20 protein-coding genes are annotated in these 24464 nt (G+C 59.6%); 12 read left to right on the forward strand and 8 right to left on the reverse strand.

The features are described from left to right. Positions 1-56: 56 nt before the first annotated feature. Positions 57-2648, reverse strand: coding sequence for a glycosyltransferase (locus JBO08_RS02790; protein WP_220074541.1), 2592 nt, complete (start codon positions 2646-2648; stop codon positions 57-59). 217 nt (positions 2649-2865) lie between these two features. Between JBO08_RS02790 and tcdA the strand changes: the two genes are divergently transcribed. Then, complete coding sequence (gene tcdA, locus JBO08_RS02795; protein ID WP_405045933.1) at positions 2866-3675, forward strand: tRNA cyclic N6-threonylcarbamoyladenosine(37) synthase TcdA; 810 nt, start codon at positions 2866-2868, stop codon at positions 3673-3675. A 44-nt stretch (positions 3676-3719) separates the two neighbouring features. Here the strand turns inward: tcdA and JBO08_RS02800 are convergent, their stop codons facing one another. The 4 genes from JBO08_RS02800 to JBO08_RS02815 form a co-directional block, all read right to left on the reverse strand. Continuing rightward, complete coding sequence (locus JBO08_RS02800; protein ID WP_220074539.1) at positions 3720-4133, reverse strand: SufE family protein; 414 nt, start codon at positions 4131-4133, stop codon at positions 3720-3722. Then, on the reverse strand, positions 4130-5335 hold the full coding sequence (locus JBO08_RS02805; protein WP_065872451.1) for an aminotransferase class V-fold PLP-dependent enzyme: 1206 nt from the start codon (positions 5333-5335) through the stop codon (positions 4130-4132). Before JBO08_RS02805 ends, JBO08_RS02800 begins: the two co-directional genes overlap by 4 nt. 64 nt (positions 5336-5399) lie before the next feature. Beyond that, a complete protein-coding gene (gene dapD / locus JBO08_RS02810) occupies positions 5400-6434 on the reverse strand; it encodes a 2,3,4,5-tetrahydropyridine-2,6-dicarboxylate N-succinyltransferase (protein ID WP_065872450.1) in 1035 nt (344 codons plus the stop codon). A 32-nt stretch (positions 6435-6466) separates the two neighbouring features. Next, entirely contained in the window at positions 6467-6775 is a 309-nt protein-coding gene (locus JBO08_RS02815; RefSeq protein WP_231984831.1) for an arsenate reductase, read from the reverse strand. A gap of 253 nt (positions 6776-7028) precedes the next feature. Here JBO08_RS02815 and JBO08_RS02820 point away from each other — a divergent pair, with 253 nt between their 5' ends. Next, positions 7029-8672 carry a Na+/H+ antiporter gene (locus JBO08_RS02820; protein WP_220074538.1) on the forward strand — a complete coding sequence of 548 codons (1644 nt, stop codon included), beginning with the start codon at positions 7029-7031 and terminating at the stop codon, positions 8670-8672. A 12-nt stretch (positions 8673-8684) separates the two neighbouring features. Here JBO08_RS02820 and dapC read toward each other — a convergent pair whose 3' ends face one another. From dapC to map, 3 genes are all read right to left on the reverse strand, one after another. After that, positions 8685-9884, reverse strand: a complete 1200-nt coding sequence (gene dapC, locus JBO08_RS02825) for a succinyldiaminopimelate transaminase (RefSeq protein ID WP_065872448.1) — start codon at positions 9882-9884, stop codon at positions 8685-8687. Between the two features lie 143 nt (positions 9885-10027). Then, complete coding sequence (locus JBO08_RS02830) at positions 10028-12730, reverse strand: [protein-PII] uridylyltransferase (protein WP_065872447.1); 2703 nt, start codon at positions 12728-12730, stop codon at positions 10028-10030. Positions 12731-12794: 64 nt separating this feature from the next. After that, complete coding sequence (gene map / locus JBO08_RS02835; protein ID WP_065872446.1) at positions 12795-13589, reverse strand: type I methionyl aminopeptidase; 795 nt, start codon at positions 13587-13589, stop codon at positions 12795-12797. Between the two features lie 387 nt (positions 13590-13976). Here map and rpsB point away from each other — a divergent pair, with 387 nt between their 5' ends. The 10 genes from rpsB (at position 13977) to JBO08_RS02885 (ending at position 24462) form a co-directional block, all read left to right on the forward strand. Further along, entirely contained in the window at positions 13977-14714 is a 738-nt protein-coding gene (gene rpsB / locus JBO08_RS02840) for a 30S ribosomal protein S2 (RefSeq protein ID WP_049709669.1), read from the forward strand. A 192-nt stretch (positions 14715-14906) separates the two neighbouring features. After that, a complete protein-coding gene (tsf, locus tag JBO08_RS02845; protein ID WP_065890112.1) occupies positions 14907-15770 on the forward strand; it encodes a translation elongation factor Ts in 864 nt (287 codons plus the stop codon). Between the two features lie 210 nt (positions 15771-15980). Continuing rightward, positions 15981-16724 carry a UMP kinase gene (pyrH, locus tag JBO08_RS02850; RefSeq protein WP_003172271.1) on the forward strand — a complete coding sequence of 248 codons (744 nt, stop codon included), beginning with the start codon at positions 15981-15983 and terminating at the stop codon, positions 16722-16724. Then, positions 16721-17278, forward strand: coding sequence for a ribosome recycling factor (gene frr / locus JBO08_RS02855; protein ID WP_049709667.1), 558 nt, complete (start codon positions 16721-16723; stop codon positions 17276-17278). The genes pyrH and frr overlap by 4 nt, the downstream gene beginning before the upstream one ends. Before the next feature lie 17 nt (positions 17279-17295). Then, positions 17296-18051 (forward strand): polyprenyl diphosphate synthase, encoded by a 756-nt coding sequence (gene uppS / locus JBO08_RS02860; protein ID WP_065872444.1) that lies wholly within the window; start codon positions 17296-17298, stop codon positions 18049-18051. Then, on the forward strand, positions 18052-18858 hold the full coding sequence (locus tag JBO08_RS02865; RefSeq protein ID WP_065872443.1) for a phosphatidate cytidylyltransferase: 807 nt from the start codon (positions 18052-18054) through the stop codon (positions 18856-18858). Then, complete coding sequence (gene ispC / locus JBO08_RS02870) at positions 18855-20045, forward strand: 1-deoxy-D-xylulose-5-phosphate reductoisomerase (protein ID WP_065872571.1); 1191 nt, start codon at positions 18855-18857, stop codon at positions 20043-20045. The genes JBO08_RS02865 and ispC overlap by 4 nt, the downstream gene beginning before the upstream one ends. Before the next feature lie 53 nt (positions 20046-20098). Next, on the forward strand, positions 20099-21451 hold the full coding sequence (rseP, locus tag JBO08_RS02875) for a sigma E protease regulator RseP (RefSeq protein ID WP_065872442.1): 1353 nt from the start codon (positions 20099-20101) through the stop codon (positions 21449-21451). A gap of 74 nt (positions 21452-21525) precedes the next feature. Next, the gene (gene bamA / locus JBO08_RS02880) at positions 21526-23913 is read left to right on the forward strand and encodes an outer membrane protein assembly factor BamA (protein ID WP_049709662.1); all 2388 of its coding nucleotides are present in this window, start codon (positions 21526-21528) and stop codon (positions 23911-23913) included. Positions 23914-23958: 45 nt separating this feature from the next. Continuing rightward, positions 23959-24462 (forward strand): OmpH family outer membrane protein, encoded by a 504-nt coding sequence (locus JBO08_RS02885; RefSeq protein WP_033902788.1) that lies wholly within the window; start codon positions 23959-23961, stop codon positions 24460-24462. Positions 24463-24464 lie beyond the last annotated feature (2 nt).

Raw genomic sequence — 24464 nt, forward strand, 5'->3', positions numbered from 1 at the left:
TTATCTTATAGCAAAACGGCGGCCAGAGGCCGCCGTTTAGTGCATTGCGCAAGTTTTTACACCGCTGTGACAGGCTCAGCCTTCACCGAAGGTTTCGGCAGCGAAGACAGGAACGCCATGATCAGCGCCGCCACATACGGCAGCGACTGCACCAGCAGCATCACTACCCAGAAGCGGATGTCATTGCTTGGCAGGCCCTGCACCAGGTAAATCCCCAGCGCCGCGCCCCACAACAGCAGCATGATGAACATCTCTTCACGGGCTTCGGAAATCGCTACCCAGAAGCCGTGGTTATCCGCGTTTTTCGGTGTACGAAAGAACGGAATACTGGTGGTGAAGAAACCATACAACACCGCTTTGGCGATGGTGTGTGACAACGCCAGACCGGCCAGGGCTGCACAGAACGCATCCTTGAGGTTCACACCCACGGCGCGGCGGTACAGGAAGATGATCTTGCCGACTTTGAACACAAACAGCGCCAACGGCGGGATCGCGAAAATCAGCAACGGCGGGTCGACCCGCGTCGGCACGATGATCATCGCCGCCGACCACAACAGCGCGCCAACGGTGAAGAAGATGTTCATGCCGTCCGCCACCCACGGCAACCAGCCCGCGAGGAAGTGGTAGCGCTGGCCACGGGTCAGCTCGGTGTCTTTGCCGCGCAACAGGCTCGCGGTGTGACGCTTGATGATCTGAATCGCACCGTAGGCCCAGCGGAAACGCTGCTTCTTGAAGTCGATAAAGGTATCCGGCATCAAGCCCTTGCCGTAGCTGTCGTGGTAATACGCCGCCGACAGGCCTTTCTCGAATACACGTAGGCCGAGTTCGGCGTCTTCACAGATGCACCAGTCGGCCCAGCCCAGTTCTTCGAGCACCGAGCGACGGGTCATGGTCATGGTGCCGTGCTGGATGATCGCGTCGCGGTCGTTGCGGGTGACCATGCCGATATGGAAGAAGCCTTTGTATTCCGCGTAGCAGAGCTTCTTGAAGGTGCTTTCGTTCTGGTCGCGGTAATCCTGCGGAGACTGCACCACGGCGATTTTCGGGTCGGCGAAATGCGGCACCATGTGCTTGAGCCAGTTTGGCGACACGCAGTAGTCGGAGTCGATCACCGCGATCACTTCGGCATCCTTGGCGGTGTGCGGGATCAGGTAGTTCAGCGCGCCACCCTTGAAACCGGCCAGGGGCGCGACGTGGAAGAACTTAAAGCGTGGGCCCAGGGTTTCGCAGTAATCACGCACCGGTTCCCAAACGGCCGGGTCCTTGGTGTTGTTGTCGATGATCAGGACTTCGTAGTCCGGGTAATCGAGGGCGGCCAGGGCGTCGAGGGTCTGTTTGACCATCTCCGGCGGCTCGTTGTAGCACGGCACATGGATCGAGACTTTCGGGCGGTAGTCCGACTCGCCCTCCACCGGCAGGAATTCACGCCGGCGCTTGTGAGTCCATACCGCTTCCGCGAGTTCGTGGGCTTCGGTCAGCAACACGATAAACACGCCCAGGGCGCCAAGGGCCAAGAGGATGCCCACGGTGACACTGAACCAGGTGCTGTATTGCTGGCTGTAGTCGTAACCGATCCACACCAGCACCGAACCGCACAGGAACGCGATAAACGTCAGGAAGGTCCGGCCACGTTGGCGCAGGGCCGAGCCGTCGATCATCAACAGGGTCAAGGACAGCAGCGCGAGTACGACCGAGCCGATGGCCAGTACGCGCCATTGCGGGATCGCGACCACCGGCCCTTCAAAGTTGAATTTCTGCTGGCGTGCGCCGTTGAACACACCCCAGTAAGCGCCGGCCGAGCCTTCGTCGCTGACTTTCCACGGCTGATCGAACGCCTCGATCACGAAGTAGTTGTAGCCCTGACGGTTCAGCTTGTTCACCAGCGTACGCAGGTAAATCGCCTGGTCGGCCGGCGACGTTTCATTGCCGCCGCGCATGCGCCCGTTGCTCGGCCAGCCAACCTCCGACAGCAGCAGCGGCTTTTTCGGGAACAGTTTCTTCAGATCCTTGGCGCGGTCGAGTACGTACTGGCCGGCCTTGTCCATCGGAATGTATTCCCAGAACGGCAGGATGTGCGCGGCGATCAGGTCGACGTGCTTGGCCAGTTGTGGGTTCTTCTCCCAGATGTCCCATTGCTCGGATGTCGTCACCGGTACTTTCACAGCGGCGCGCACCCGATCCAGCAGCACGATCAGCGCTTCTGGCGTGATGTCCTTACGGAACACCGCCTCGTTACCGACCACCACCCGCACCACGCTGCGCGAGGTGTTGGCGATTTCGATGGCGCGCTGGATTTCCCGCTCGTTACGCTCAAGGTCCGGGCTGATCCAGATCCCTAATGTCACGCGCAGGCCGAATTCTTCCGCCAACTTGGGAATGTCGCCCAGGGTGCCGTCGACCGAGTAGGTACGGATGTTGTCCGTCAGCTTGCTCATGATCTCAAGGTCACGACGCATCTGATCGTCGGTCGGGAACTGGTTTTTCTGTGGGTACTGGCCTTGCTGGAACGGCGAGTAGGAAAAACCGGAGATCTGCTCAGGCCAGTTGGGAGCAGTGACCGGGCGGTTGATCAGCGCCCAGAAACCGGTGAACAGCGCGGCAATTGCCAGCACGATCACCAGGTTGAGTCCAAATTTACGCGATGCCATGGTTATGTCAGGTTCCAAAAGGTGTGGAACGAAAAGAGGTGTCGGCCTGCGCCGAACGGCGCGCATCCTACACCGGCCCTTCCCTGACCGTACAGCAAGCAGAGAAAAACCGGACATTAGTCAGCGAAAGGCCATCTAAGTTCTTTACTTGTAGCTTGTCGCTTCGAACTTGTCGCTGCGTAGTCCATAATGCGCGCCGGTTTTTGGGGTAATGGTCATGAGCACAAAAGATCCACGGTTTGCAGGCGTCGCCCGCTTGTATGGCATTGAAGGCCTGGAACGCTTGAAAGCGGCCCATGTGGCAATCGTCGGCGTCGGCGGCGTGGGCTCGTGGGCGGCGGAAGCCATGGCCCGTTGCGGAGTGGGCGAAATTTCGCTGTTTGATCTGGACGATGTCTGCGTCAGCAACAGCAACCGCCAGTTGCACGCGCTGGACAGCACCGTGGGCAAGCCCAAGGTCGAGGTGATGGCCGAGCGCCTGAAGGGCATCAACCCGGATTGCACCGTGCATGCGGTGGCGGACTTTGTGACCCGCGACACTATGGCCGAGTACATCACGCCGGATATCGACTGCGTGATCGACTGCATTGACGCCGTTAACGCCAAGGCGGCATTGATTGCCTGGTGCAAGCGCCGCAAGATCCAGATCATCACCACTGGCGGCGCCGGCGGGCAGATCGACCCGACGCTGATCCAGGTCTGCGACCTGAACCGCACCTTCAATGACCCGCTGGCGTCGAAAGTGCGCTCTACCTTGCGTCGTGATTACGGCTTTTCACGCACCGTGACCCGCCATTACAGCGTGCCGTGCGTGTTTTCCACCGAGCAACTGCGCTATCCCAAGCCGGATGGCAGTATTTGTTTGCAGAAGAGTTTTGTCGGGGATGGGGTGAAGCTGGACTGCGCCGGTGGGTTTGGCGCGGTGATGATGGTCACGGCCACGTTCGGCATGGTGGCGGCGACCAAGGCAGTGGACAAGATTGTGGCTGGGGTGCGGCGGCCGTCGGAGCGGGTCAAGCCTGCTTAAACCTTAATGCCGTGCACCGCTCCCACACAAGCCCGCTCCCACAGCTAGTTTTGTGTACGGCTCAACGCTCGCATGCGCTGCAATACCGCATTGAGGCCATTGCTGCGCGACGGTGACAGTTGACGGGAAAGGCCCAACTGGTTGAACCAGTCAGGCAGATCCACCGCCTGCAACTCGGCCGCCGACAACCCATTGATCCGCGCCAGCAGCAACGCCACCAGCCCGCGAATCATCCGCGCATCGCTGCTCGCCGCAAACTGCCAATGCCCATCCTGCAAACGCCCCACCAACCACACCAGGCTTTCGCAGCCCTGCACCAGGTTGGCGTCGACCTTGTCCTCATCCGCCAGGGCCGGCATACGCTCGCCCCACTGCATCAACATCCGCGCGCGTTGCTCCCAGCTACCGACGGCTTGAAAGGCTTCAAGCGCGCTGACCGCATCCACCGGCACACTCATCGCAACATATCCAGGGCCTGGTCCAGCGCTTCAAAAAAGCGTTCCAGGTCATCGGAATCGTTATACAGCGCCAGGGACACGCGGATCGCCCCCGACAGATGCATGGCCTTGAGCAACGGCATCGCGCAGTGATGACCCGCGCGCACGGCAATGCCTTGTTCGGTCAGCAGGTGCGCAAGGTCGGCGTTATGCACGCCGTCGACCACAAAACTGACCAACGCCACCTGCGGCGAACCCAGCACGCGCACGCCATTGCGTGCCTTGAGCCCACGCAACAGGTAGTCATGCAGGGCTGCTTCATGGGCGATGACCGCTTGTTGATCCAGCGAACTCAAGTAATCCAGGCTGGCGCCCAGGCCAATCACGCTGGCAATCGGCGGTGTGCCGGCCTCGAAACCCAGCGGCGCGGGACGGAAACTGGCGCTGTGGTAGTCGGCTTGTTGCACCATTTCTCCTCCAAACTGCCAGTGGCGCAGGTGATGCAGGGCGTCATTGCGCCCAAACAGCACGCCGACGCCGTCCGGGCCGTACAGTTTGTGGCTGGAGAATACGTAGAAGTCGCAACCCAGGGCCTGCACGTCGTGGCGGCCATGGACGATGCCTTGGGCGCCGTCCACGACGGTCAGGGCGCCGTGTGGCTGGGCCAGTGCCAGCAGGGCCTCCAGCGGCTGCCAGGCGCCGAGTACGTTGGACAGCTGGCTCACCGCCAGCAGGCGTGTGCGCGGGCCGATCAGCTCGGCGGCGGCTTGCAGGTCGATCACGCCGTCCTCGCCAAGTGGCAATACCACCAGCGTCAGCGCGCGACGTTTGGCCAATTGCTGCCACGGCAACAGGTTGGCGTGGTGCTCGAGGGCGCTGATGACAATCTCATCGCCCGCATTGAATAAATGCTCCAGGCCATAAGCCAGGAGGTTCAGCGCAGAGGTCGCGCCGTGGGTAAACACAATCTGCCCGCTGTCACCTGCATTCAACCATTGCGCGACCTTGCTGCGACTGTCTTCGAACGCCTGTGTCGCATGGGCCCCCGGCAAATGCTGGGCGCGGTGCACATTGGCTGCGCCGTTGGTGTAGTAATGGCTGATGGCATCCAACAAGGCCTGGGGTTTTTGCGTGGTGGCGGCGTTGTCCAGGTAAGTCTGGTCTTGCCGTTGCAGGGTGGCGATGGCTGGGAAATCGGCGCGCCAGGGGGAGGGCACAAGCATGGTGATCAAGACTCGTATAAGCGAGCCCCAGGGGAGGGGCCCGCTAGTGGCATCGAGTGGCTGCTTAGTTGTGAGCGTGCAGCGCTTCGTTCAGTTCGATAGCCGATTTGTGGGTTTTGCACTCCACGGCACCGGTCTCGGAGTTACGGCGGAACAGCAGGTCTGGCTGGCCGGCCAGCTCGCGCGCCTTGACCACTTTGACCAATTGGTTCTGCTCGTCCAGCAGCGCAACCTTGGTCCCGGCCGTCACGTACAGGCCCGATTCCACGGTGTTGCGGTCGCCCAATGGGATACCAATACCGGCGTTGGCGCCGATCAGGCAGCCTTCGCCGACCTTGATCACAATGTTGCCGCCACCCGACAGGGTGCCCATGGTGGAGCAACCGCCGCCCAGGTCAGAACCTTTGCCGACGAACACGCCCGCCGATACCCGGCCTTCGATCATGCCCGGGCCTTCGGTGCCGGCGTTGAAGTTGACGAAACCTTCGTGCATCACGGTGGTGCCTTCGCCCACGTAGGCGCCCAGGCGGATACGCGCCGCATCAGCGATACGCACACCGCTCGGCACCACGTAGTCGGTCATTTTCGGGAACTTGTCCACCGAGAACACTTCCAGCAGTTCGCCGCGCAGGCGGGCTTCCAGCTGGCGTTCGGCCAGCTCATTGATGTCGATCGCACCTTGGCTGGTCCAGGCTACGTTCGGCAACTGCGGGAACACACCGGCCAGGCTCAGGCCGTGTGGCTTGACCAGGCGGTGAGACAGCAGGTGCAGCTTGAGGTAAGCCTCAGGCGTGGAGGTCAGTGCGGTGTCTTCGGCCAGCAACGTGGCGACCAGCGGGGTGTGGCTCTCGGCGAGCCGATTGAGCAGCGCGGCTTGGGTCGCATCGACATTTTTGAGCGCATCAGCCAGTTGCAGTGCTTGGCTGATGGTGAACGTGATCGCTTGATTGCCTTCGGTGTAACCCAGGATCGGCGCGATGGCCGCGACGATTTCAGCCGATGGGTTGAGCAACGGTTGTGCGTAAAACACTTCCAGCCAAGCACCTTGGCGGTTCTGAGTGCCGACGCCGAAGCCCAGGCTGAACAGGGAATGGGACATGGTGTTACCTCTACAAAAAATGGAAGGCTGGCCTACTTGAGGGCCGCCGAATAACTTTCTGGCTTGAAGCCAATCAGGGTTCTGTCACCGAGATCGAGCACCGGGCGCTTGATCATCGAGGGTTGTGCGAGCATCAATTCAATGGCTTTCGACTGATCGAGATCGGCTTTGCGTTCGTCTTCGAGTTTGCGAAAGGTGGTGCCCGCACGGTTCAAAACCACCTGCCAACCGTGCTCGTTGCACCATTGGGTCAAGTGCTCGCGGTCGATACCGGCCGTTTTATAGTCGTGGAACTCATAGCTCACAGCGTGCTCATCGAGCCAGGTGCGGGCCTTTTTCATGGTGTCGCACGCTTTGATGCCGAAAAGGTGCAACGTTTTGCTTGAAGCGGTCAAGGAATTGCCCCCTTTGAGCGAATGAAATGGAAAGGTTACGGATTATGCCACGACCAGCGGCCTCTGGTGCCCCTCGTCATGCTGGCGTGCGACTTATGTGCAAATGCCAGCCGGCAGCATAGGTGCGTAATATGGCACTTCAACGGCGAGTTGTTGCCTCATGTGTCGTTGCGAGTCGATTGTCCGGGAAACCCGCGTTATGCAAACCGCTTACACCGTTCTTATCCTACTGATGTTGGTCAGCGTTTCGCGCCTGGTCGGGCGTGTCATCCCCCTACCGTTACCCTTGGTGCAGATCGCAGCGGGCGCCTTGTCGGCCTGGCCCACGTTGGGGTTGCACGTGGCGCTGGACCCGGAGCTGTTCCTGTTTCTGTTCCTGCCGCCGCTGCTGTTCTCGGATGGCTGGCGCATGCCCAAGCGTGAGTTGTGGCGCCTGCGTGGGCCGATCCTGACGTTGGCGGTGGGGCTGGTGCTGTTCACCGTGGTGGGTGCCGGTTACTTCATTCACTGGATTTTGCCTACGATCCCGTTGCCCGTGGCCTTCGCCCTGGCGGCTGTGTTGTCACCGACGGACGCCGTGGCGGTGTCGGCCATTTCCCAGAACCGCCTGCCCACGCCGCTGATGCATATGCTCCAGGGCGAGGCCCTGATGAACGATGCGTCGGGCCTGGTGACCTTCAAATTTGCCCTGGCGGCGGCGTTGACTGGCGTGTTTTCCCTGGCGGATGCCAGCCTGACATTTGTGTTGGTCGCCTTAGGCGGCCTGGCCGTGGGGGTGGCGTTGAGCTGGCTGGTCGGGCGACTACGTGCGTGGATGATCGCGCGAGGCTGGGACGACCCGGCGACTCACGTGGTGTTTATGCTGCTGCTACCGTTCGCCGCCTATGTGCTGGCTGAGCGCTTGGGCGCATCGGGCATTTTGTCGGCGGTGGCGGCGGGCATGATGCAAAGCTGGCTCGACCTGCTACCCCGCCAGACCAGCACCCGCTTGCTCAATCGCAGTGTGTGGTCGTTGCTGGAGTTTGCCTTCAACGGCTTGATTTTCCTGCTGCTAGGCCTGCAACTGCCGGACATCATTAAGGCCGTGGTGAGTCACGAACCGACGCTGTGGCCCACATTGTTTTATCGCTGCCTGGATGTGGTCGCGATCTTTTTGGTGCTGGTGGTGTTGCGTTTCATCTGGGTGCGGAGCATCTGGCGGCTGTCGGGTTTATTGCGCCGGATTCGTGGGAAAAGTGAATTGACGCTGGTGCCGACTGCGCGCTCCTGCTGGCTGCTGACCGTCGGTGGTGTGCGCGGTGCGGTGACGCTGGCGGGTGTGATGTCAGTGCCGTTGCTGCTGGCGCCGGGCCAGGATTTCCCCGAGCGCGACTTGCTGATCTTTATTGCTGCCGGAGTGATCCTGCTGTCGCTGATCGCCGCGTGCATCGCCTTGCCCCTGTTGTTGCGCGGCATCGAAAAAAGCCCCGATGAAAAGCGCCACAACGAAGTGCGCGAGGCCTGGAAAAAGACCGCAGTGGCTGCAATCCACGCGCTGGAGGCCGAAGACTCGGCGCAAAGCGAAACCCAGGACGCCGCCCAGGCTGCGCTGGCGACCGAACTCAAGGCTCGCCTGATGTCGGAATACCGCCATCAGTTGGAGGTGTTCAATGATTCAGCTGAAGCCCAGGCGCTGGCGCGGCAGATGGACCTGCTTGAGCGCAAATTGCGTCTGAAGGCCCTGCGCGCGCAGCGCTTGGAGTTGTATAGCTTGAGCCGTCATCGCCAGATTGGTGACGACGTCTTGAGGGAGGTGTTGGCCGAGCTGGATATGAGTGAGGCTAATCTGGGTCATGTGAAATGACCCATAAGGCCATTAGCGGCGACGCTGAATAAAATCGCGAATCCGCTCCGCCGCTTCCACACACTCCGCCAAGGGGGCAACCAACGCCATGCGCACACGCCCGGCGCCGGGGTTGAAGCCGTCGACTTCCCGCGACAGGTACGAACCTGGCACCACAGTGACATGTTCCTCTACGAACAGATCCCGGCAGAAAGCGGCGTCATCACCTTCGACATTCGGCCACAGGTAGAAACCGCCGTCGGGGTTTTGCACGTCCAGTACTGGCTTGAGGATCGCCAGCACCGCATCGAATTTCTCGCGGTACAGATCACGGTTGGCCTGCACGTGGGCTTCGTCCTGCCAGGCAGCAATGCTCGCCAGTTGGGTTTGCACCGGCATCGCGCAACCGTGGTAGGTGCGGTACAGCAGGAAAGCCTTGAGGATGTCGGCGTCGCCGGCCACAAAACCGGAGCGTAGGCCTGGCAGGTTGGAGCGCTTGGACAGGCTGTGGAACACCACGCAACGCTTGAAGTCCTGGCGACCCAGCTCGACGCAGGCACTCAACAGGCCCGGCGGCGGGGTGTGCTCGTCGAAGTAGAGTTCGCTGTAGCATTCGTCGGCAGCGATCACGAAGTCGTATTCGTCGGCCAGGGCGATGAGTTTTTTCAGGGTGTCGACCGGTATCAGCGCGCCGGTCGGGTTGCCGGGGGAGCACAGGAACAGGATCTGGCAGCGTTTCCAGACGTCCGGCGTCACGGCGTCGAAATCCGGGTTGAAGCCATTGGCGTCCAGGCACGGCAGGTAGTGCGGCTTGGCCCCGGCCAGGAACGCGGCGCCTTCGTAGATCTGGTAGAACGGGTTCGGGCTCACCACCAGCGCGTCGTCGCCGCGATTGACCACGGTTTGGGTGAAGGCGAACAGCGCTTCACGCGTGCCGTTGACCGGCAAGATGTTGCGCGCCGGGTCGAGCCAGCCCTCGGGCACATCGAAGCGGCGCTCGCACCAGGCGCCGATGGCCTCGCGCAGCGCGGGGATGCCCAGGGTGGTCGGGTACACGGCCATCTGGTCAAGGTTATTGCTCAGCGCTTCGGCCACGAAGGTCGGGGATTTGTGCTTCGGCTCGCCGATGGACAGCGCGATCGGGCGCTTATCCGGGGTCGGCGTAACACTGCCCAGCAGGGCGCGCAGTTTCTCGAACGGGTAGGGCTGCAGCTGGTTCAGGGCGTTGTTCATGTAAGCCTCTATCACGGTGAACACGGACTTTGTGGGAGCTGGCTTGCCTGCGATGGGGACGCCGCGGTACACCAGAGACTCCGCAGCGATGCCATCGCAGGCAAGCCAGCTCCCACAGGGATCGTGTTTACAAAGTTAAAAATTCAAATAGTCAGGCGCGTCAGCTCGACGTTCGGTTCCTGGGTCACGCTTAATTGCTGCTCGATGGCTTCCTGCAAGCGGCGGCACAGCTCCGGGTCGGACAGCGGCTGGTTGTCGGCGTCGGTGATGAAGAACACGTCTTCCACGCGCTCGCCGAGGGTTGCAATCTTGGCATTCTGCAACGACAGGTCGAACTCCAGGAAAATCCCACCGATCCGCGCCAGCAGGCCCGGGCGATCCGGGGCGCTGAGTTCCAGCACCGTCACCGGGCGCTGGGCGTCGTTGGAGATGGTCACCTGGGGCGCAAACGCAAAATGCTTGAGCTGGCGCGGCACCCGGCGCTGGATGATGGTCGGGTAGTCGTCAGGGTTGCGCAGGGCCTCGGTAAGGCCTTCGCGGATCTTTTTCACGCGTGCTGGGTTGTCACCAATGGAGTCGCCATCGGTGTCGAGCACGATATAAGTGTCAAGAGTGAACTGACTGCTGGAGGTAATCACGCGGGCGTCATGGATGTTCAGGTTGAGCTGGTCCATGGCGGCCACCGTCACAGCGAAGAAGTCATGCTGGTCCGGCGCATAAATGAAGATCTGCGTACCGCCCTCGAATTCGCGCTGGGTGGTTTCCTTGATCAGCACCAGCGGGCCGCCATCGGCCGGCTGCTGCAGGATCGCGTCAGTGTGCCAGGCCACGTCGCCAGCGGTGTGGCGCAGGAAATAATCGTCACCCAGTTGCGACCACAGCTGCTCGACGTCGTCCGGGTCGTTGCCGCCGCGCACCAATATGTCCAGCGCCGCGCTTTGGGTGCGGCGGATCTGCTCTTCGCGGTCCACCGGGTTTTCCAGGCCGCGGCGCAGGGCGCGCTTGGTCTCGGTGTACAGCTGGCGCAGCAGGCTGGCGCGCCAGGAGTTCCACAGCGTCGGGTTGGTGGCGTTGATGTCGGAGACGGTCAAGACGTACAGGTAGTCGAGGTGGGTTTCATCGCCGACGGTCTGTGCGAAGTCGTGGATCACCTGCGGGTCGGACAGGTCCTTGCGTTGGGCGGTGGTCGACATCACCAAATGGTTCTGCACCAGCCACACGATCAGGCGGCTGTCCCACAGCGGCAACTGGTGGCGCTGGCAGAACGCCTCGGCATCCACCGCACCAATCTCGGAATGGTCGCCATGCCGGCCCTTGCCAATGTCATGGTACAAGCCGGCCAGGTAGATCAGCTCGGGCTTGGGCAACTTGGCCATCAGCTTACTGGCCAGCGGGAATTTCTCTGACACCTGGGTGTACTGCAACTTACGCAGGTGCTTGATCAGGTTCAGGGTGTGCGCATCCACGGTATAGATGTGGAACAGGTCGTGCTGCATTTGCCCGACGATAAAGCCGAACTCAGGCAGATAGCGCCCAAGGATGCCGTAACGGTTCATCCGGCGCAGGTTGCGGTGGATGCCGATCTTGCACTTGAACAGCTCGATAAACAGGCTGGTATTGCGGATATCGTTACGGAAATCGTCGTCGATCAGGTGACGGTTTTCCCGCAGCAGGCGAATGGTGTCGGCGCGCACGCCTTTTATCTCCGGCTGCTGGGCCATCAGCACGAAGATTTCCAGCATGGCGAACGGCGTGCGGCGGAACACATTGTCGTTGCGCGCTTCGATATAGCCGTCGTGCAGTTGGAAACGCGAGTTGATCGGTTGCGGCGGCGCTTCGTCTTCAGGGGCCAGGATCACCTCTTCGAAGTGCTGGATGATCAGGTCGCTGAGCTGGGCAATGCTCATGACCACCCGGTAATACTGCTGCATGAAGCTTTCGATGCTGGTCTTTGCGTCCTCGCCTTCAAACCCCAGCAAGGTGGCGATGGAGCGCTGATGATCGAACAGCAGGCGGTCTTCGGAGCGCCCCGCGAGCATGTGCAGGGCGTAGCGCACCTTCCACAGGAACTCCTGGGAGGAGGCCAGCAGGGCGTTCTCGCTTTCTACCAGGAAACCTTCGCCGGCCAGTGCCCGCAGGTTCAAGGTGCCGTATTGGCGGCGGGCAACCCACAAAATCGTCTGGATATCCCGCAGCCCGCCCGGTGAGCCTTTGACGTTGGGTTCCAGGTTGTATTCGGTGTCGTTGTACTTGTGATGCCGGGCCTTTTGCTCGGCGCGCTTGGCCAGGAAGAAGTCCTTGCTCGGCCACATGTGCGCGGTGCTGGTGACTTCGAGCATGCGCTGGCGCAGGCGCTCGGGGCCGGCAATGGTGCGGCTTTCCATCAGGTTGGTGATCACCGTGAGGTCGGCGCGGGCCTCTTCGGCGCATTCGTCGACCGAGCGCACGCTCTGGCCGACTTCCAAGCCTATGTCCCACAACAGCGTCAGAAAACGCTCGATGGAATCGCGAAAGATCTCATGGTCGGCGCTGTCCAGCAGGATCAGCAGGTCAATGTCGGAGTAGGGGTGCAACTCGCCACGTCCGTAGCCGCCGACCGCCACCAGGGCGATGTCGGCGTCTTCGCTCCAGTTGAACTGTTCCCATGCCTTTTGCAGGATGTTATCGACAAACCAGGCGCGGTCCTCGATCAACCGACGGATGTCCCGGCCGCTGCGAAAGCGCGCATCGAGCACCTCGCGGGCCTGGCGGATAGCTTTCTTGAACGCGGCGATGGGGCTCGCCTTCAGGGCCAGTTCGGCCTGGAACTGGCCACGGTCGAAGAGTTCGGGATCCACCTGGGGCATCGATCGGCTTTCCTTTCTATCTATCAGTCAGTCACAACACAGTGGGGGAAAACCTGAGCAACCGTTACGCCGACGCAGCACCGGAAGTGCGCGGGATTGTGTCGTCGGCGCGCAGGGTGAAGATCTCGTAGCCGGTTTCGGTGACCAGCAGGGTGTGTTCCCACTGGGCCGAGAGCTTGCGGTCCTTGGTGATGGCGGTCCAGCCGTCGCCCAGCACTTTGGTATCGGCCTTGCCTTGGTTGATCATCGGCTCGATGGTGAAGGTCATGCCTGCCTTGAGCTCCATGCCAGTGCCGGCGCGGCCGTAGTGCAGGATCTGTGGCTCTTCGTGGAACACGGTGCCGATACCGTGGCCGCAGAATTCGCGCACCACCGAGAAGCCGTTCTTTTCAGCGTGCTTCTGGATCACTTCGCCGATGTCGCCCAGGCGGCAACCGGGTTTGACGATTTCGATGGCCTTGTACATGCATTCCTGGGTCACCTGGGACAGGCGCTCGGCCCAGACCGGCACAGTGCCGACGTGGAACATGCGGCTGGTGTCGCCGAAGTAGCGGTCCTTGATCACGGTAACGTCGATGTTCAGGGTGTCGCCGTCCTTCAACGGTTTGTCACCCGGAATCCCGTGGCAGACCACGTGGTTGACCGAGGTGCAGATCGACTTGGGGAAGCCCTTGTAGTTCAACGGCGCAGGGATAGCGCCCTGCACGTTGACGATATAGTCATGGCAGATCTGGTTCAGGGTCTCGGTGGTCACGCCGGGCTTGACGTGCTCGGCGATCATTTCCAGCACGTCGGCAGCCAGTTTGCCGGCGATGCGCATGCCGGCGATGTCTTCGGCGGTTTTCAAACTAACGGTCATACAGGCTCTCTCTAGCGCGACGCGCTGAAATCAATACGGTTTACGGGCGTGCGACAAAAGGTTACAGAATTCGCACAAGCCACAAAAAACGCGATTCTAACAGACGATGGCGTCAAATCATGAGCCTCTGATGATCGCTTCTCTCTATAAGGTAGGGCTATGTGAGCTCTATTCAAGGGGTTACACGAAAGCACCCTGCGGCAAATGTGATTGCGTGTTCCGTTTTTGCCGATGCTGTGGTATAAAATGCGCCGCTTTCCGGGGATACCCCGCAGAGCTTAAATCCACACACGTGTCGACACGATGACCTGGGTGCCGGAGGCCTTGAAGCCGCTGGTTGGTCATTGGGATACGTGGAGGCCAAACCCGACTTATTAAGGAACTATCATGTCCCAAGTCAACATGCGCGATATGCTGAAGGCCGGTGTGCACTTCGGTCACCAGACCCGTTACTGGAACCCGAAAATGGGTAAATACATTTTCGGCGCGCGTAACAAGATCCACATTATCAACCTTGAAAAAACCCTGCCAATGTTCAACGAAGCTTTGACTTTCGTAGAGCGCCTGGCCCAGGGCAAAAACAAGATTCTGTTCGTCGGCACCAAGCGTTCCGCTGGCAAGATCGTTGCTGAAGAAGCAGCACGTTGCGGTTCGCCGTACGTCGATCACCGCTGGTTGGGCGGCATGCTCACCAACTTCAAAACCATCCGTGCTTCCATCAAGCGTCTGCGTGACCTTGAAGTGCAAGCCGAAGACGGTACTTTCGCCAAGCTGACCAAGAAAGAGGCGCTGATGCGCACTCGCGACCTGGAAAAGCTCGATCGTTCCCTGGGTGGTATCAAGGACATGGGCGGTCTGCCTGACGCACTGTTCGTTATCGACGTTGATCACGAGCGCATCGCGATCACCGAAGCCAACAAGCTGGGCATCCCTGTTATCGGCGTAGTCGATACCAACAGCAGCCCGGAAGGCGTTGACTACATCATCCCAGGCAACGATGACGCAATCCGCGCTATCCAGCTGTACATGGGTTCGATGGCTGACGCTGTAATCCGTGGTCGCAACCACGTTGCTGGTGGTGCCGAGCAGTTCGTTGAAGAAGCTCCGGTAGCCGCAGCTGAGTAATTGACGCCCTGGCGTTGACTCAGTAAGCAAAAAGGGGGCTTGGCCCCCTTTTTGCCACCTCGAAAACCATTTGTCGGCAGCGCAGCTACAACATCTGTAACGTGCAGCGGCTAACAAGGGTGGTTCGGGAAGAATTGATCCCCCGTTCGATCGGGTGGAGTGGTTGAAAACCTATCCAAGAGGAATTTGAAAATGGCAGCAATTACTGCAGCGTTGGTTAAAGAACTGCGTGAGCGTACCGGCGAAGGCATGATGGATTGCAAGAAAGCCCTGGAAAAGGCTGACGGCGACATCGAAAAAGCCATTGATGACATGCGTGCTTCCGGCGCCATCAAGGCTGCCAAGAAAGCAGGCAACGTGGCTGCTGAAGGCGCTATCGCTCTGAAAGAAGACGGCAAATCTGCTGTTCTGCTGGAAGTGAACTCGCAGACCGACTTCCTGGCCCTGCAGGACGACTTCAAGGCATTTGTTGCCGCCAGCGTTGATAAAGCGTTCGCCGACAAACTGACTGACGTCGCTCCGCTGATCGCTGCTCAGGAAGCTGATCGCCTGGTACTGGTCGGCAAGGTTGGCGAAAACGTCAACATCCGTCGCCTGACCCGCGTTGAAGGTGATGTGGTTGGTGGTTACCTGCACGGTAACAAAATCGGCGTTGCTGTTGTCCTCAAAGGCGGCGACGTTGAGCTGGCCAAAGACATCGCTATGCACGTAGCGGCCAGCAACCCTGAGTTCCTGCTGCCTTCGGAAGTTTCTGCCGAAGCCATCGAGCGTGAAAAGGCTGTTTTCCTGCAGCTGAACGAAGAAAAAATCAAAGGCAAGCCAGAAAACATTGTTGAGAACATGGTCAAAGGCCGTATCAGCAAGTTCCTGGCTGAAGCGAGCCTGGTTGAGCAGGCGTTCGTCAAGAACCCTGAAATCAAGGTTGGCGAGCTGGCTAAGAAAGCCGGTGCTGAAATCGTTTCCTTCACCTACTTCAAAGTAGGCGAAGGCATCGAGAAGCCGGTCGACAACTTCGCTGAAGAAGTTGCTGCCCAGCTGGCTGCCGCCAAGCAATAAGACAGTTTTCAACTGTCGCCCGAAAGAGGCTGCCCGCTCACGCGCGCAGCCTCTTTTCAAATGGGAAGGCCGATTTTGATTGGCATCCCTTCGGAACTGGCTTACAAAGCCGTGTTCCGATGGCGCTGTAGCAGCGTCCAGCTAGAGTGAACGCAAGCCGTAAACGGCTCGCCAAGAATTTTTAAAAATACGCCGCAGGAGAGATTCGCAATGGCTCAGCAGGGCAGTGGTTATCAGGCTCGCTATAAACGCATTCTACTCAAGCTTAGCGGCGAGGCCCTCATGGGCTCGGAAGAGTTCGGGATCGATCCCAAAGTGCTCGACCGCATGGCGCTGGAAGTCGGCCAACTGGTCGGTATCGGCGTTCAGGTCGGCCTGGTGATCGGCGGCGGTAACCTGTTCCGCGGCGCGGCACTGAGTGCGGCCGGCATGGATCGGGTCACGGGCGACCACATGGGCATGCTGGCCACTGTGATGAACGCCTTGGCTATGCGCGACGCCCTGGAGCGCGCCAATATCTCGGCTATCGTGATGTCGGCTATTTCCATGGTCGGCGTGACCGATCACTATGACCGCCGCAAAGCCATGCGCCACCTGAACGCCAAGGAAGTGGTGATCTTCGCCGCTGGCACAGGTAACCCGTTCTTCACCACCGACTCGGCAGCGTGCCTGCGCGCCATCGAAATCGATGCTGACGTGGTGCTCAAGGCGACCAAGGTAGACGGCGTTTACACCGCAGATCCATTCAAAGACCCGCATGCCGAGAAGTTCGATCATCTGACCTACGATGAAGTGCTGGATCGCAAACTGGGCGTGATGGACCTGACGGCTATTTGCCTGTGCCGCGACCACAAGATGCCACTACGCGTATTTAACATGAACAAACCCGGTGCCCTGCTGAATATCGTACACGGCGGCGCAGAAGGGACTCTGATCGAGGAAGGCCAACAATGATCAACGAAATCAAGAAAGACGCTCAAGAGCGTATGCAGAAATCCCTGGACTCCCTGAACCATGCATTTGGTCAGATTCGTACAGGCAAGGCTCACCCAAGCATTCTGGGCAGCGTGATGGTGCCGTATTACGGCGCAGATACCTCCATCACCCAAGTGGCCAACATCACTGTAAAAGACTCGCGCACCCTGCAAGTCGTCGCCTTTGAGCGCAACATGCTCGGCGCCGTCGACAAGGCCATCCAGAGCGCCGGTCTGAACCTCAACCCGACCAACCTGGGCGAGTTGCTGCTGATCTCCATGCCAGCCCTGACTGAAGAAACCCGCAAGGGCTTCACCAAGCAGGCGCGCAGCGCAGCTGAAGATGCGCGGGTTGCCGTGCGCAACATTCGCCGTGATGCCTTGGGTGATCTGAAGAAGCTGGTCAAGGACAAGGAAATCAGCGAAGACGAAGAGCGCCGTGCCGTTGCCGATATCGACAAGCTGACCAAAGATGCCGAGGCCCAGATCACTAAGGCCACGGAAGAAAAAGAAAAGGACCTGATGGCCGTATAAGGGGTCAGGACGCCTTCATGGAAAAGACCAAGCAGACTGTACCCTCCGTGGTGCCGCGCCATGTCGCGATCATCATGGATGGGAATAATCGCTGGGCGAAGAAACGCTTTATGCCGGGTGTCGCCGGGCATAAAGCGGGTGTCGATGCGGTACGGGCTGTAATTGAGGTGTGTGCCGAGGCCAAGGTCGAAGTGTTGACCTTGTTCGCCTTCTCCAGTGAGAACTGGCAGCGGCCCGCCGAAGAAGTCAGTGCCTTGATGGATCTGTTCTTCAAGGCCTTGCGTCGTGAGGCCAAGCGCCTCAACGACAACAATATCAGCCTGCGTATCATCGGTGATCGCTCGCGCTTCCACCCGGAGCTGCAAGCCGCCATGCGCGAAGCCGAGGCTATTACCGCCGGCGCCGACCGTTTTGTGCTGCAGATCGCAGCCAACTACGGTGGCCAGTGGGACATCGCCCAGGCTGCACAGCGGCTCGCCCGCGAAGTGCAGGCCGGTCATCTGCGTCCCGACGACATCACGCCCGAACTGTTGCAAACCTGCCTGGTTACCGGCGACCTGCCGTTGCCTGACTTGTGCATCCGTACCGGTGGTGAGCACCGCATCAGCAATTTCCTGTTGTGGCAGCTGGCCTATACCGAGCTGTACTTCTCCGACCTGTTCTGGCCGGACTTCAAACACGATGCCATGCGTAAAGCACTGGCTGATTTCGCTTCCCGTCAACGTCGCTTCGGTAAAACGAGCGAGCAGATCGAAGCTGGAGCCCGGGTTTAAATGCTTAAACAACGAATCATCACAGCACTGATCCTGTTGCCGATCGCCTTGTGTGGGTTTTTCCTGCTCGAGGGTTCCGGCTTTGCGCTGTTTATCGGCCTGGTCGTGACGCTGGGTGCCTGGGAATGGGCGCGCCTGGCGGGTTTCAGCGCGCAGTTGCCGCGTGTGGTGTATGCCGCTGTCGTGGCTGCCTTGGCGTTTCTCTTGTACATCCTGCCGGACATTGCGCCCTGGGTGTTGGGGGCGGCGGTGCTGTGGTGGGCGCTGGCGACGTTCCTTGTGTTGACTTACCCGCGTACCAGCGGCAAGTGGTCCAGCGTTGCCTGCAAGCTGGTGATTGGCGTGTTGATCCTCTTACCGGCGTGGCAAGGGCTGGTTGAAATCAAGCGTTACCCTATGGGTAACTGGCTGATCCTGGCCGTGATGGTGCTGGTCTGGGGGGCGGATATCGGTGCCTACTTCTCGGGCCGGGCCTTCGGCAAGCGCAAGTTGGCGCCGGCAGTCAGCCCTGGCAAAAGCTGGGAAGGCGTTTATGGTGGTCTCGCGTTGACGCTGGTGATCGCGCTGGTCGTCGGCGTTGTGCGTGGCTGGTCGGTGAAGGAAATTTTGCTGGCGCTGGTGGCCACGGCCATCGTGGTGTTCATTTCGGTGGTGGGCGACCTCACTGAAAGCATGTTCAAGCGCCAGGCCGGGATCAAGGACAGCAGCAACCTGCTGCCGGGCCATGGCGGCGTGCTGGACCGCATCGACAGCTTGACCGCGGCCATTCCAATCTTCGCCGTGCTGTTGTGGATGACGGCTTCGTGAGCCGCCTGCAACAAGTAACCGTGCTGGGTGCAACCGGCTCGGTAGGGCTGAGTACCCTTGACGTGATTGCGCGTCATCCTGATCGCTATCAAGTCTTCGCCCTCACCGGGTTTACCCGCTTGAGCGAGCTGCTGGCCTTGTGCGTGCGTCATTCGCCGCGCTTTGCCGTAGTGCCCGAAGCCGCTCTGGCTCGGGGGCTGCAGGATGACCTGCGGGCTGCCGGGCTTGCCACTCAGGTGTTGGTGGGGGAGGAGGGGTTGTGCCAGGTCTCGGCTGACGCTGACGTGGATACCGTAGTCGCCGCTATTGTCGGTGCAGCCGGTTTGCGTCCGACCCTGGCTGCCGTCGATGCCGGCAAGAAGATCCTGCTGGCCAATAAAGAAGCGCTGGTGATGTCCGGCGCACTGTTTATGCAGGCGGTGCGCAAAAGCGGCGCCGTATTGCTACCCCTGGACAGTGAGCACAATGCAATCTTCCAGTGCATGCCCGGTGACTATGCGCGCGGCTTGAGCCAGGTTGGCGTGCGCCGGATCCTGCTGACGGCCTCTGGTGGTCCGTTCCGGCAAACTCCGTTGGCTGAGCTGGAGCATGTCTCGCCCGATCAGGCGTGCGCTCATCCGAACTGGTCCATGGGGCGAAAGATCTCGGTGGATTCGGCGAGCATGATGAACAAGGGCCTTGAGTTGATCGAGGCGTGCTGGCTGTTCGATGCGCGCCCGGATCAGGTCGAGGTGGTGATTCACCCGCAAAGTGTGATTCATTCGCTGGTTGATTACGTGGACGGTTCGGTGTTGGCGCAGTTGGGCAATCCCGATATGCGCACCCCTATCGCCAATGCCCTGGCCTGGCCGGAGCGGATTGATTCCGGCGTGGCGCCTTTGGACCTGTTTGCCGTGGCCCGCCTGGACTTCGAAGCGCCGGACGAGCAGCGCTTTCCTTGCCTGCGCCTGGCGCGGCAAGCTGCCGAAGCGGGTAACAGCGCGCCGGCGATGCTTAATGCAGCCAACGAAGTGGCTGTGGCAGCGTTTCTCGAACGGCGCATCCGCTTTCCGCAGATCGCGAGTATCATCGAGGACGTCCTGGCGCTTGAACCTGTCGTGGCGGTGAATGATCTGGGGGCGGTATTCGAGGCTGATACCAAGGCTCGAGCCCTGGCTGGGCAATGGTTGAGCCGGAACGCGCGTTAGTCTTTGGGCGGGTTTGAGCCTCTAGGCGCTGGATTGGAATGCGGAGAAATTAGATGAGTGCGCTTTACATGATCGTCGGCACCCTGGTTGCTCTGGGTGTGCTGGTTACCTTCCACGAATTCGGCCATTTCTGGGTCGCGCGTCGTTGCGGCGTCAAGGTACTGCGCTTTTCCGTCGGTTTCGGCATGCCGCTGTTGCGCTGGCATGACCGCCAAGGCACCGAATTCGTGATTGCGGCCATCCCGCTGGGTGGCTACGTCAAGATGCTCGATGAGCGCGAAGGCGAAGTGCCTGCAGATCAATTGGACCAATCCTTCAATCGCAAGACCGTTCGTCAGCGTATCGCCATTGTTGCCGCTGGCCCGATCGCCAACTTCCTGTTGGCGATGGTGTTCTTCTGGGTCCTGGCCATGCTGGGCAGCCAGCAGGTGCGTCCGGTCATCGGAGCGGTCGAGTCGGACAGTATTGCCGCCAAGGCCGGCCTGGTTGCCGGGCAGGAAATTGTTTCCATTGATGGCGAGCCCACCACAGGTTGGGGCGCGGTCAATCTGCAGTTGGTGCGCCGCCTGGGCGAAAGCGGCATCGTCAATGTGGTGGTGCGTGAACAGGACTCGACTACCGAAACCCCGCGTGATCTGACCCTCGACCACTGGCTCAAGGGCGCTGATGAACCTGATCCGATCAAGTCCCTGGGCATACGTCCATGGCGTCCGGCCTTGCCGCCGGTCCTGGCGGAGCTCGATCCGAAAGGTCCGGCCCAGGCCGCTGGCCTGAAAACCGGCGATCGGCTGTTGGCCCTCGATGGACAGGCGCTGGGCGACTGGCAGCAGGTGGTCGACCTGGTTCGTGTACGTCCTGATACTAAAATTCTGCTGAAAGTTGAGCGCGACGGTGCTCAAATCGACGTCCCAGTGACCTTGTCGGTTCGCGGGGAAGCCAAGGCGGCCGGGGGTTACCTCGGTGCCGGGGTCAAAGGTGTCGAATGGCCGCCGTCGATGGTGCGTGAGGTCAGCTTCGGGCCGTTGGCAGCAATTGGCGAGGGTGCAAAACGCACTTGGACCATGAGCGTGCTGACCCTGGAATCCCTCAAGAAAATGTTGTTCGGCGAGCTCTCGGTAAAAAACTTGAGTGGACCGATAACCATTGCTAAAGTGGCGGGCGCTTCTGCCCAGTCGGGTGTCGCGGATTTCCTGAATTTCCTGGCTTATCTGAGTATTAGCCTGGGTGTTCTGAATTTGTTGCCCATTCCAGTATTGGATGGGGGGCATCTGTTGTTTTATCTGGTCGAGTGGGTGCGTGGTCGCCCCTTGTCGGATCGGGTGCAGGGTTGGGGGATACAGATCGGTATCAGTTTGGTGGTCGGGGTGATGTTATTAGCCTTGGTCAACGATCTGGGTCGACTGTAACGCTTCGCTGAATTGCGAATCTGCCGCATTTTGCGGCAGTTTGTTTATTGCCAGTTGGAATAAGAAAGGACTTCATGAAACGTCTGCTGCTAACTGCGGTTCTCACCGTATTGATGATCGCCGAAGTTCACGCCGAGTCCTTCACCATCTCCGATATTCGCGTCAACGGCCTCCAGCGGGTTTCCGCCGGTAGCGTCTTTGGTGCATTACCGTTGAACGTCGGTGAACAGGCTGATGACCGTCGCCTGGTGGAGTCCACTCGTGCGCTGTTCAAAACCGGTTTCTTTCAAGACATCCAACTGGGGCGTGAAGGCAACGTCCTGGTCATCACCGTTGTCGAGCGACCTTCCGTCGCCAGTATCGAGATCGAAGGCAACAAGGCGATCTCTACTGAAGACTTGATGAAAGGTCTGAAGCAATCCGGCCTGGCCGAAGGCGAGATCTTCCAACGCGCCACCCTTGAAGGTGTGCGTAACGAACTGCAACGCCAGTACGTTGCCCAGGGCCGCTACTCCGCGACCGTGGAAACGGAAGTGGTGCCGCAGCCGCGCAACCGTGTGGGCCTCAAGGTCAACATCAACGAAGGCACCGTGGCGGCGATCCAGCACATCAACGTGGTGGGTAATACCAAGTTCGCTGATGAAGACCTGATCGACCTGTTCGAACTCAAGACCACCAACTGGCTGTCGTTCTTCAAGAACGATGACAAGTACGCCCGCGAAAAACTGTCTGGTGACCTGGAACGCCTGCGCTCCTACTACCTGGACCGTGGCTATATCAACATGGATATCGCCTCGACCCAGGTGTCCATCACCCCGGACAAGAAACACGTCTACATCACAGTCAACGTCAACGAAGGCGAGAAGTACAAGGTTCGTGACGTTAAGCTGAGCGGCGACCTGAAAGTGCCTGAAGACCAGGTCAAGGCGCTGCTGCTGGTGCAGAAAGACCAGGTGTTCTCGCGCAAGCTGATGACCACCACGTCAGAACTGATCACTCGCCGCCTGGGTAACGAAGGCTATACCTTCGCCAACGTCAACGGCGTGCCGACCCCGCATGATGATGACCACACCGTGGACATCACATTCGTCGTCGATCCCGGCAAGCGTGCCTACGTGAACCGCATCAACTTCCGTGGCAACACCAAGTCGGCGGACGAAGTACTGCGTCGTGAAATGCGTCAGATGGAAGGTGGCTGGGCGTCGACTTACCTGATCGACCAGTCCAAGACCCGTCTTGAGCGCCTGGGCTTTTTCAAGGAAGTCAACGTCGAAACCCCGGCCGTACCGGGTGTGGATGACCAGGTTGACGTGAACTACGCCGTGGAAGAACAAGCCTCGGGCTCGATCACCGCCAGTGTCGGCTTCGCACAAAGTGCCGGTCTGATCCTTGGTGGCTCCATCACCCAGAACAACTTCCTGGGTACCGGTAACCGCGTGTCTATCGGCCTGACCCGAAGCGAATACCAGAGCCGATATAACTTCGGTTATACCGACCCCTACTGGACTGCTGATGGTGTGAGCCTGGGCTACAACGCCTTCTACCGCACCACCGACTACAAAGACCTCGACGTTGACGTTGCAAGCTATGCAATCGACAGCCTCGGTGCCGGTGTCAACGTTGGTTACCCGATCAGCGAGACGTCGCGCCTGACCTTTGGCCTGACTGCGCAACAAGATGAGATCAAGACCGGTGTCTACACCGTGGATGAGATCTTTGACTTCACCCGTCGTGAAGGTGACAAGTTCCTGAACTTCAAGGCGTCTGCCGGCTGGTCCGAGTCGACCCTGAACAAAGGTGTACTGGCGACCCGTGGTCACTCCCAGAGCTTGACCCTGGAAACCACCACGCCGGGCAGCGACCTGTCGTTCTTCAAGCTTGACTACCGTGGCCAACTGTTCACGCCGTTGAGCGACAACTACACCATGCGCCTGCACACTGAATTGGGTTATGGCGATGGTTATGGCTCCACCAACGGTCTACCGTTCTACGAGAACTACTACGCGGGTGGCTTCAACTCCGTACGTGGTTTCAAAGACAGCACCTTGGGCCCACGTGGTACCCCAAGCCGTGGTGTTGGCGTAACCGGTAACCAAGGCACTGTGGCTGACTCCGACAACGACCCGCTGCCGTTCGGTGGTAACGTGTTGATCCAAGGTGGTGCGGAAATCCTGTTCCCGCTGCCGTTCGTAAAAGATCAGCGTTCCCTGCGTACCTCTGTATTCTGGGACGTGGGTAACGTGTTCGACTCCAAGTGCGAGCAGATCCGTAACCCGAGTGGCGTGAAGTCCGACACCCAGTGCAACGACGTGAGCCTGAGCAACCTGGCAAGCTCCGTGGGTGTGGGTGTGACTTGGGTAACTGCGCTTGGCCCATTGAGCTTTGCTCTGGCCATGCCGATCAAGAAACCGGATAACGCTGAAACCCAGATTTTCCAATTCTCCCTCGGCCAGACGTTCTAAGCGTCTGACCCAAGATAACGACAACGGATTCTGTAGGAGTGCATCGTGCGTAAGTTGACTCAATTGGTTCTGCTGGCAACCGTGCTGGTAGCGACCCCGGCCTTTGCCGAAATGAAAATTGCCGTGCTGAACTATCAGATGGCCCTGCTGGAATCCGATGCGGCCAAGCGTTATGCCGTGGATGCCGAGAAAAAATTCGGTCCGCAACTGACCAAACTCAAGACGCTGGAAAGCAGCGCCAAGGGCATCCAGGATCGTCTGGTAGCCGGTGGCGACAAGATGCAGCAAGGCGAGCGCGAGCGTCTGGAGCTTGAATTCAAGCAAAAGGCCCGTGACTACCAGTTCCAGTCCAAAGAGCTGAACGAAGCCAAAGCGGTTGCTGACCGTGAAATGCTTAAACAGCTGAAGCCGAAACTCGACAGCGCCGTTGAAGAAGTCATCAAGAAAGGTGCCTTTGACCTGGTGTTCGAGCGTGGCGCGGTTATCGACGTCAAGCCTCAATACGACATCACCCGCCAGGTGATCGAGCGCATGAACCAGCTGAAGTAAGC

Source organism: Pseudomonas sp. LAP_36 (genome assembly GCF_019456785.1).
Lineage (GTDB): Bacteria > Pseudomonadota > Gammaproteobacteria > Pseudomonadales > Pseudomonadaceae > Aquipseudomonas > Aquipseudomonas tritici.

Coding starts and splice junctions, on each gene's coding strand:
- rpsB (WP_049709669.1), top strand. CDS start 13,977: ATGTCCCAAGTCAACATGCGCGATATGCTGAAGGCCGGTGTGCACTTC.
- JBO08_RS02830 (WP_065872447.1), bottom strand. CDS start 12,730: ATGCCCCAGGTGGATCCCGAACTCTTCGACCGTGGCCAGTTCCAGGCC.
- JBO08_RS02820 (WP_220074538.1), top strand. CDS start 7,029: ATGCAAACCGCTTACACCGTTCTTATCCTACTGATGTTGGTCAGCGTT.
- dapD (WP_065872450.1), bottom strand. CDS start 6,434: ATGTCCCATTCCCTGTTCAGCCTGGGCTTCGGCGTCGGCACTCAGAAC.
- JBO08_RS02800 (WP_220074539.1), bottom strand. CDS start 4,133: ATGAGTGTGCCGGTGGATGCGGTCAGCGCGCTTGAAGCCTTTCAAGCC.
- uppS (WP_065872444.1), top strand. CDS start 17,296: ATGGAAAAGACCAAGCAGACTGTACCCTCCGTGGTGCCGCGCCATGTC.
- frr (WP_049709667.1), top strand. CDS start 16,721: ATGATCAACGAAATCAAGAAAGACGCTCAAGAGCGTATGCAGAAATCC.
- dapC (WP_065872448.1), bottom strand. CDS start 9,884: ATGAACAACGCCCTGAACCAGCTGCAGCCCTACCCGTTCGAGAAACTG.
- tsf (WP_065890112.1), top strand. CDS start 14,907: ATGGCAGCAATTACTGCAGCGTTGGTTAAAGAACTGCGTGAGCGTACC.
- JBO08_RS02865 (WP_065872443.1), top strand. CDS start 18,052: ATGCTTAAACAACGAATCATCACAGCACTGATCCTGTTGCCGATCGCC.
- rseP (WP_065872442.1), top strand. CDS start 20,099: ATGAGTGCGCTTTACATGATCGTCGGCACCCTGGTTGCTCTGGGTGTG.
- JBO08_RS02815 (WP_231984831.1), bottom strand. CDS start 6,775: ATGAAAAAGGCCCGCACCTGGCTCGATGAGCACGCTGTGAGCTATGAG.
- tcdA (WP_405045933.1), top strand. CDS start 2,866: ATGAGCACAAAAGATCCACGGTTTGCAGGCGTCGCCCGCTTGTATGGC.
- map (WP_065872446.1), bottom strand. CDS start 13,589: ATGACCGTTAGTTTGAAAACCGCCGAAGACATCGCCGGCATGCGCATC.
- pyrH (WP_003172271.1), top strand. CDS start 15,981: ATGGCTCAGCAGGGCAGTGGTTATCAGGCTCGCTATAAACGCATTCTA.
- JBO08_RS02805 (WP_065872451.1), bottom strand. CDS start 5,335: ATGCTTGTGCCCTCCCCCTGGCGCGCCGATTTCCCAGCCATCGCCACC.
- JBO08_RS02790 (WP_220074541.1), bottom strand. CDS start 2,648: ATGGCATCGCGTAAATTTGGACTCAACCTGGTGATCGTGCTGGCAATT.
- bamA (WP_049709662.1), top strand. CDS start 21,526: ATGAAACGTCTGCTGCTAACTGCGGTTCTCACCGTATTGATGATCGCC.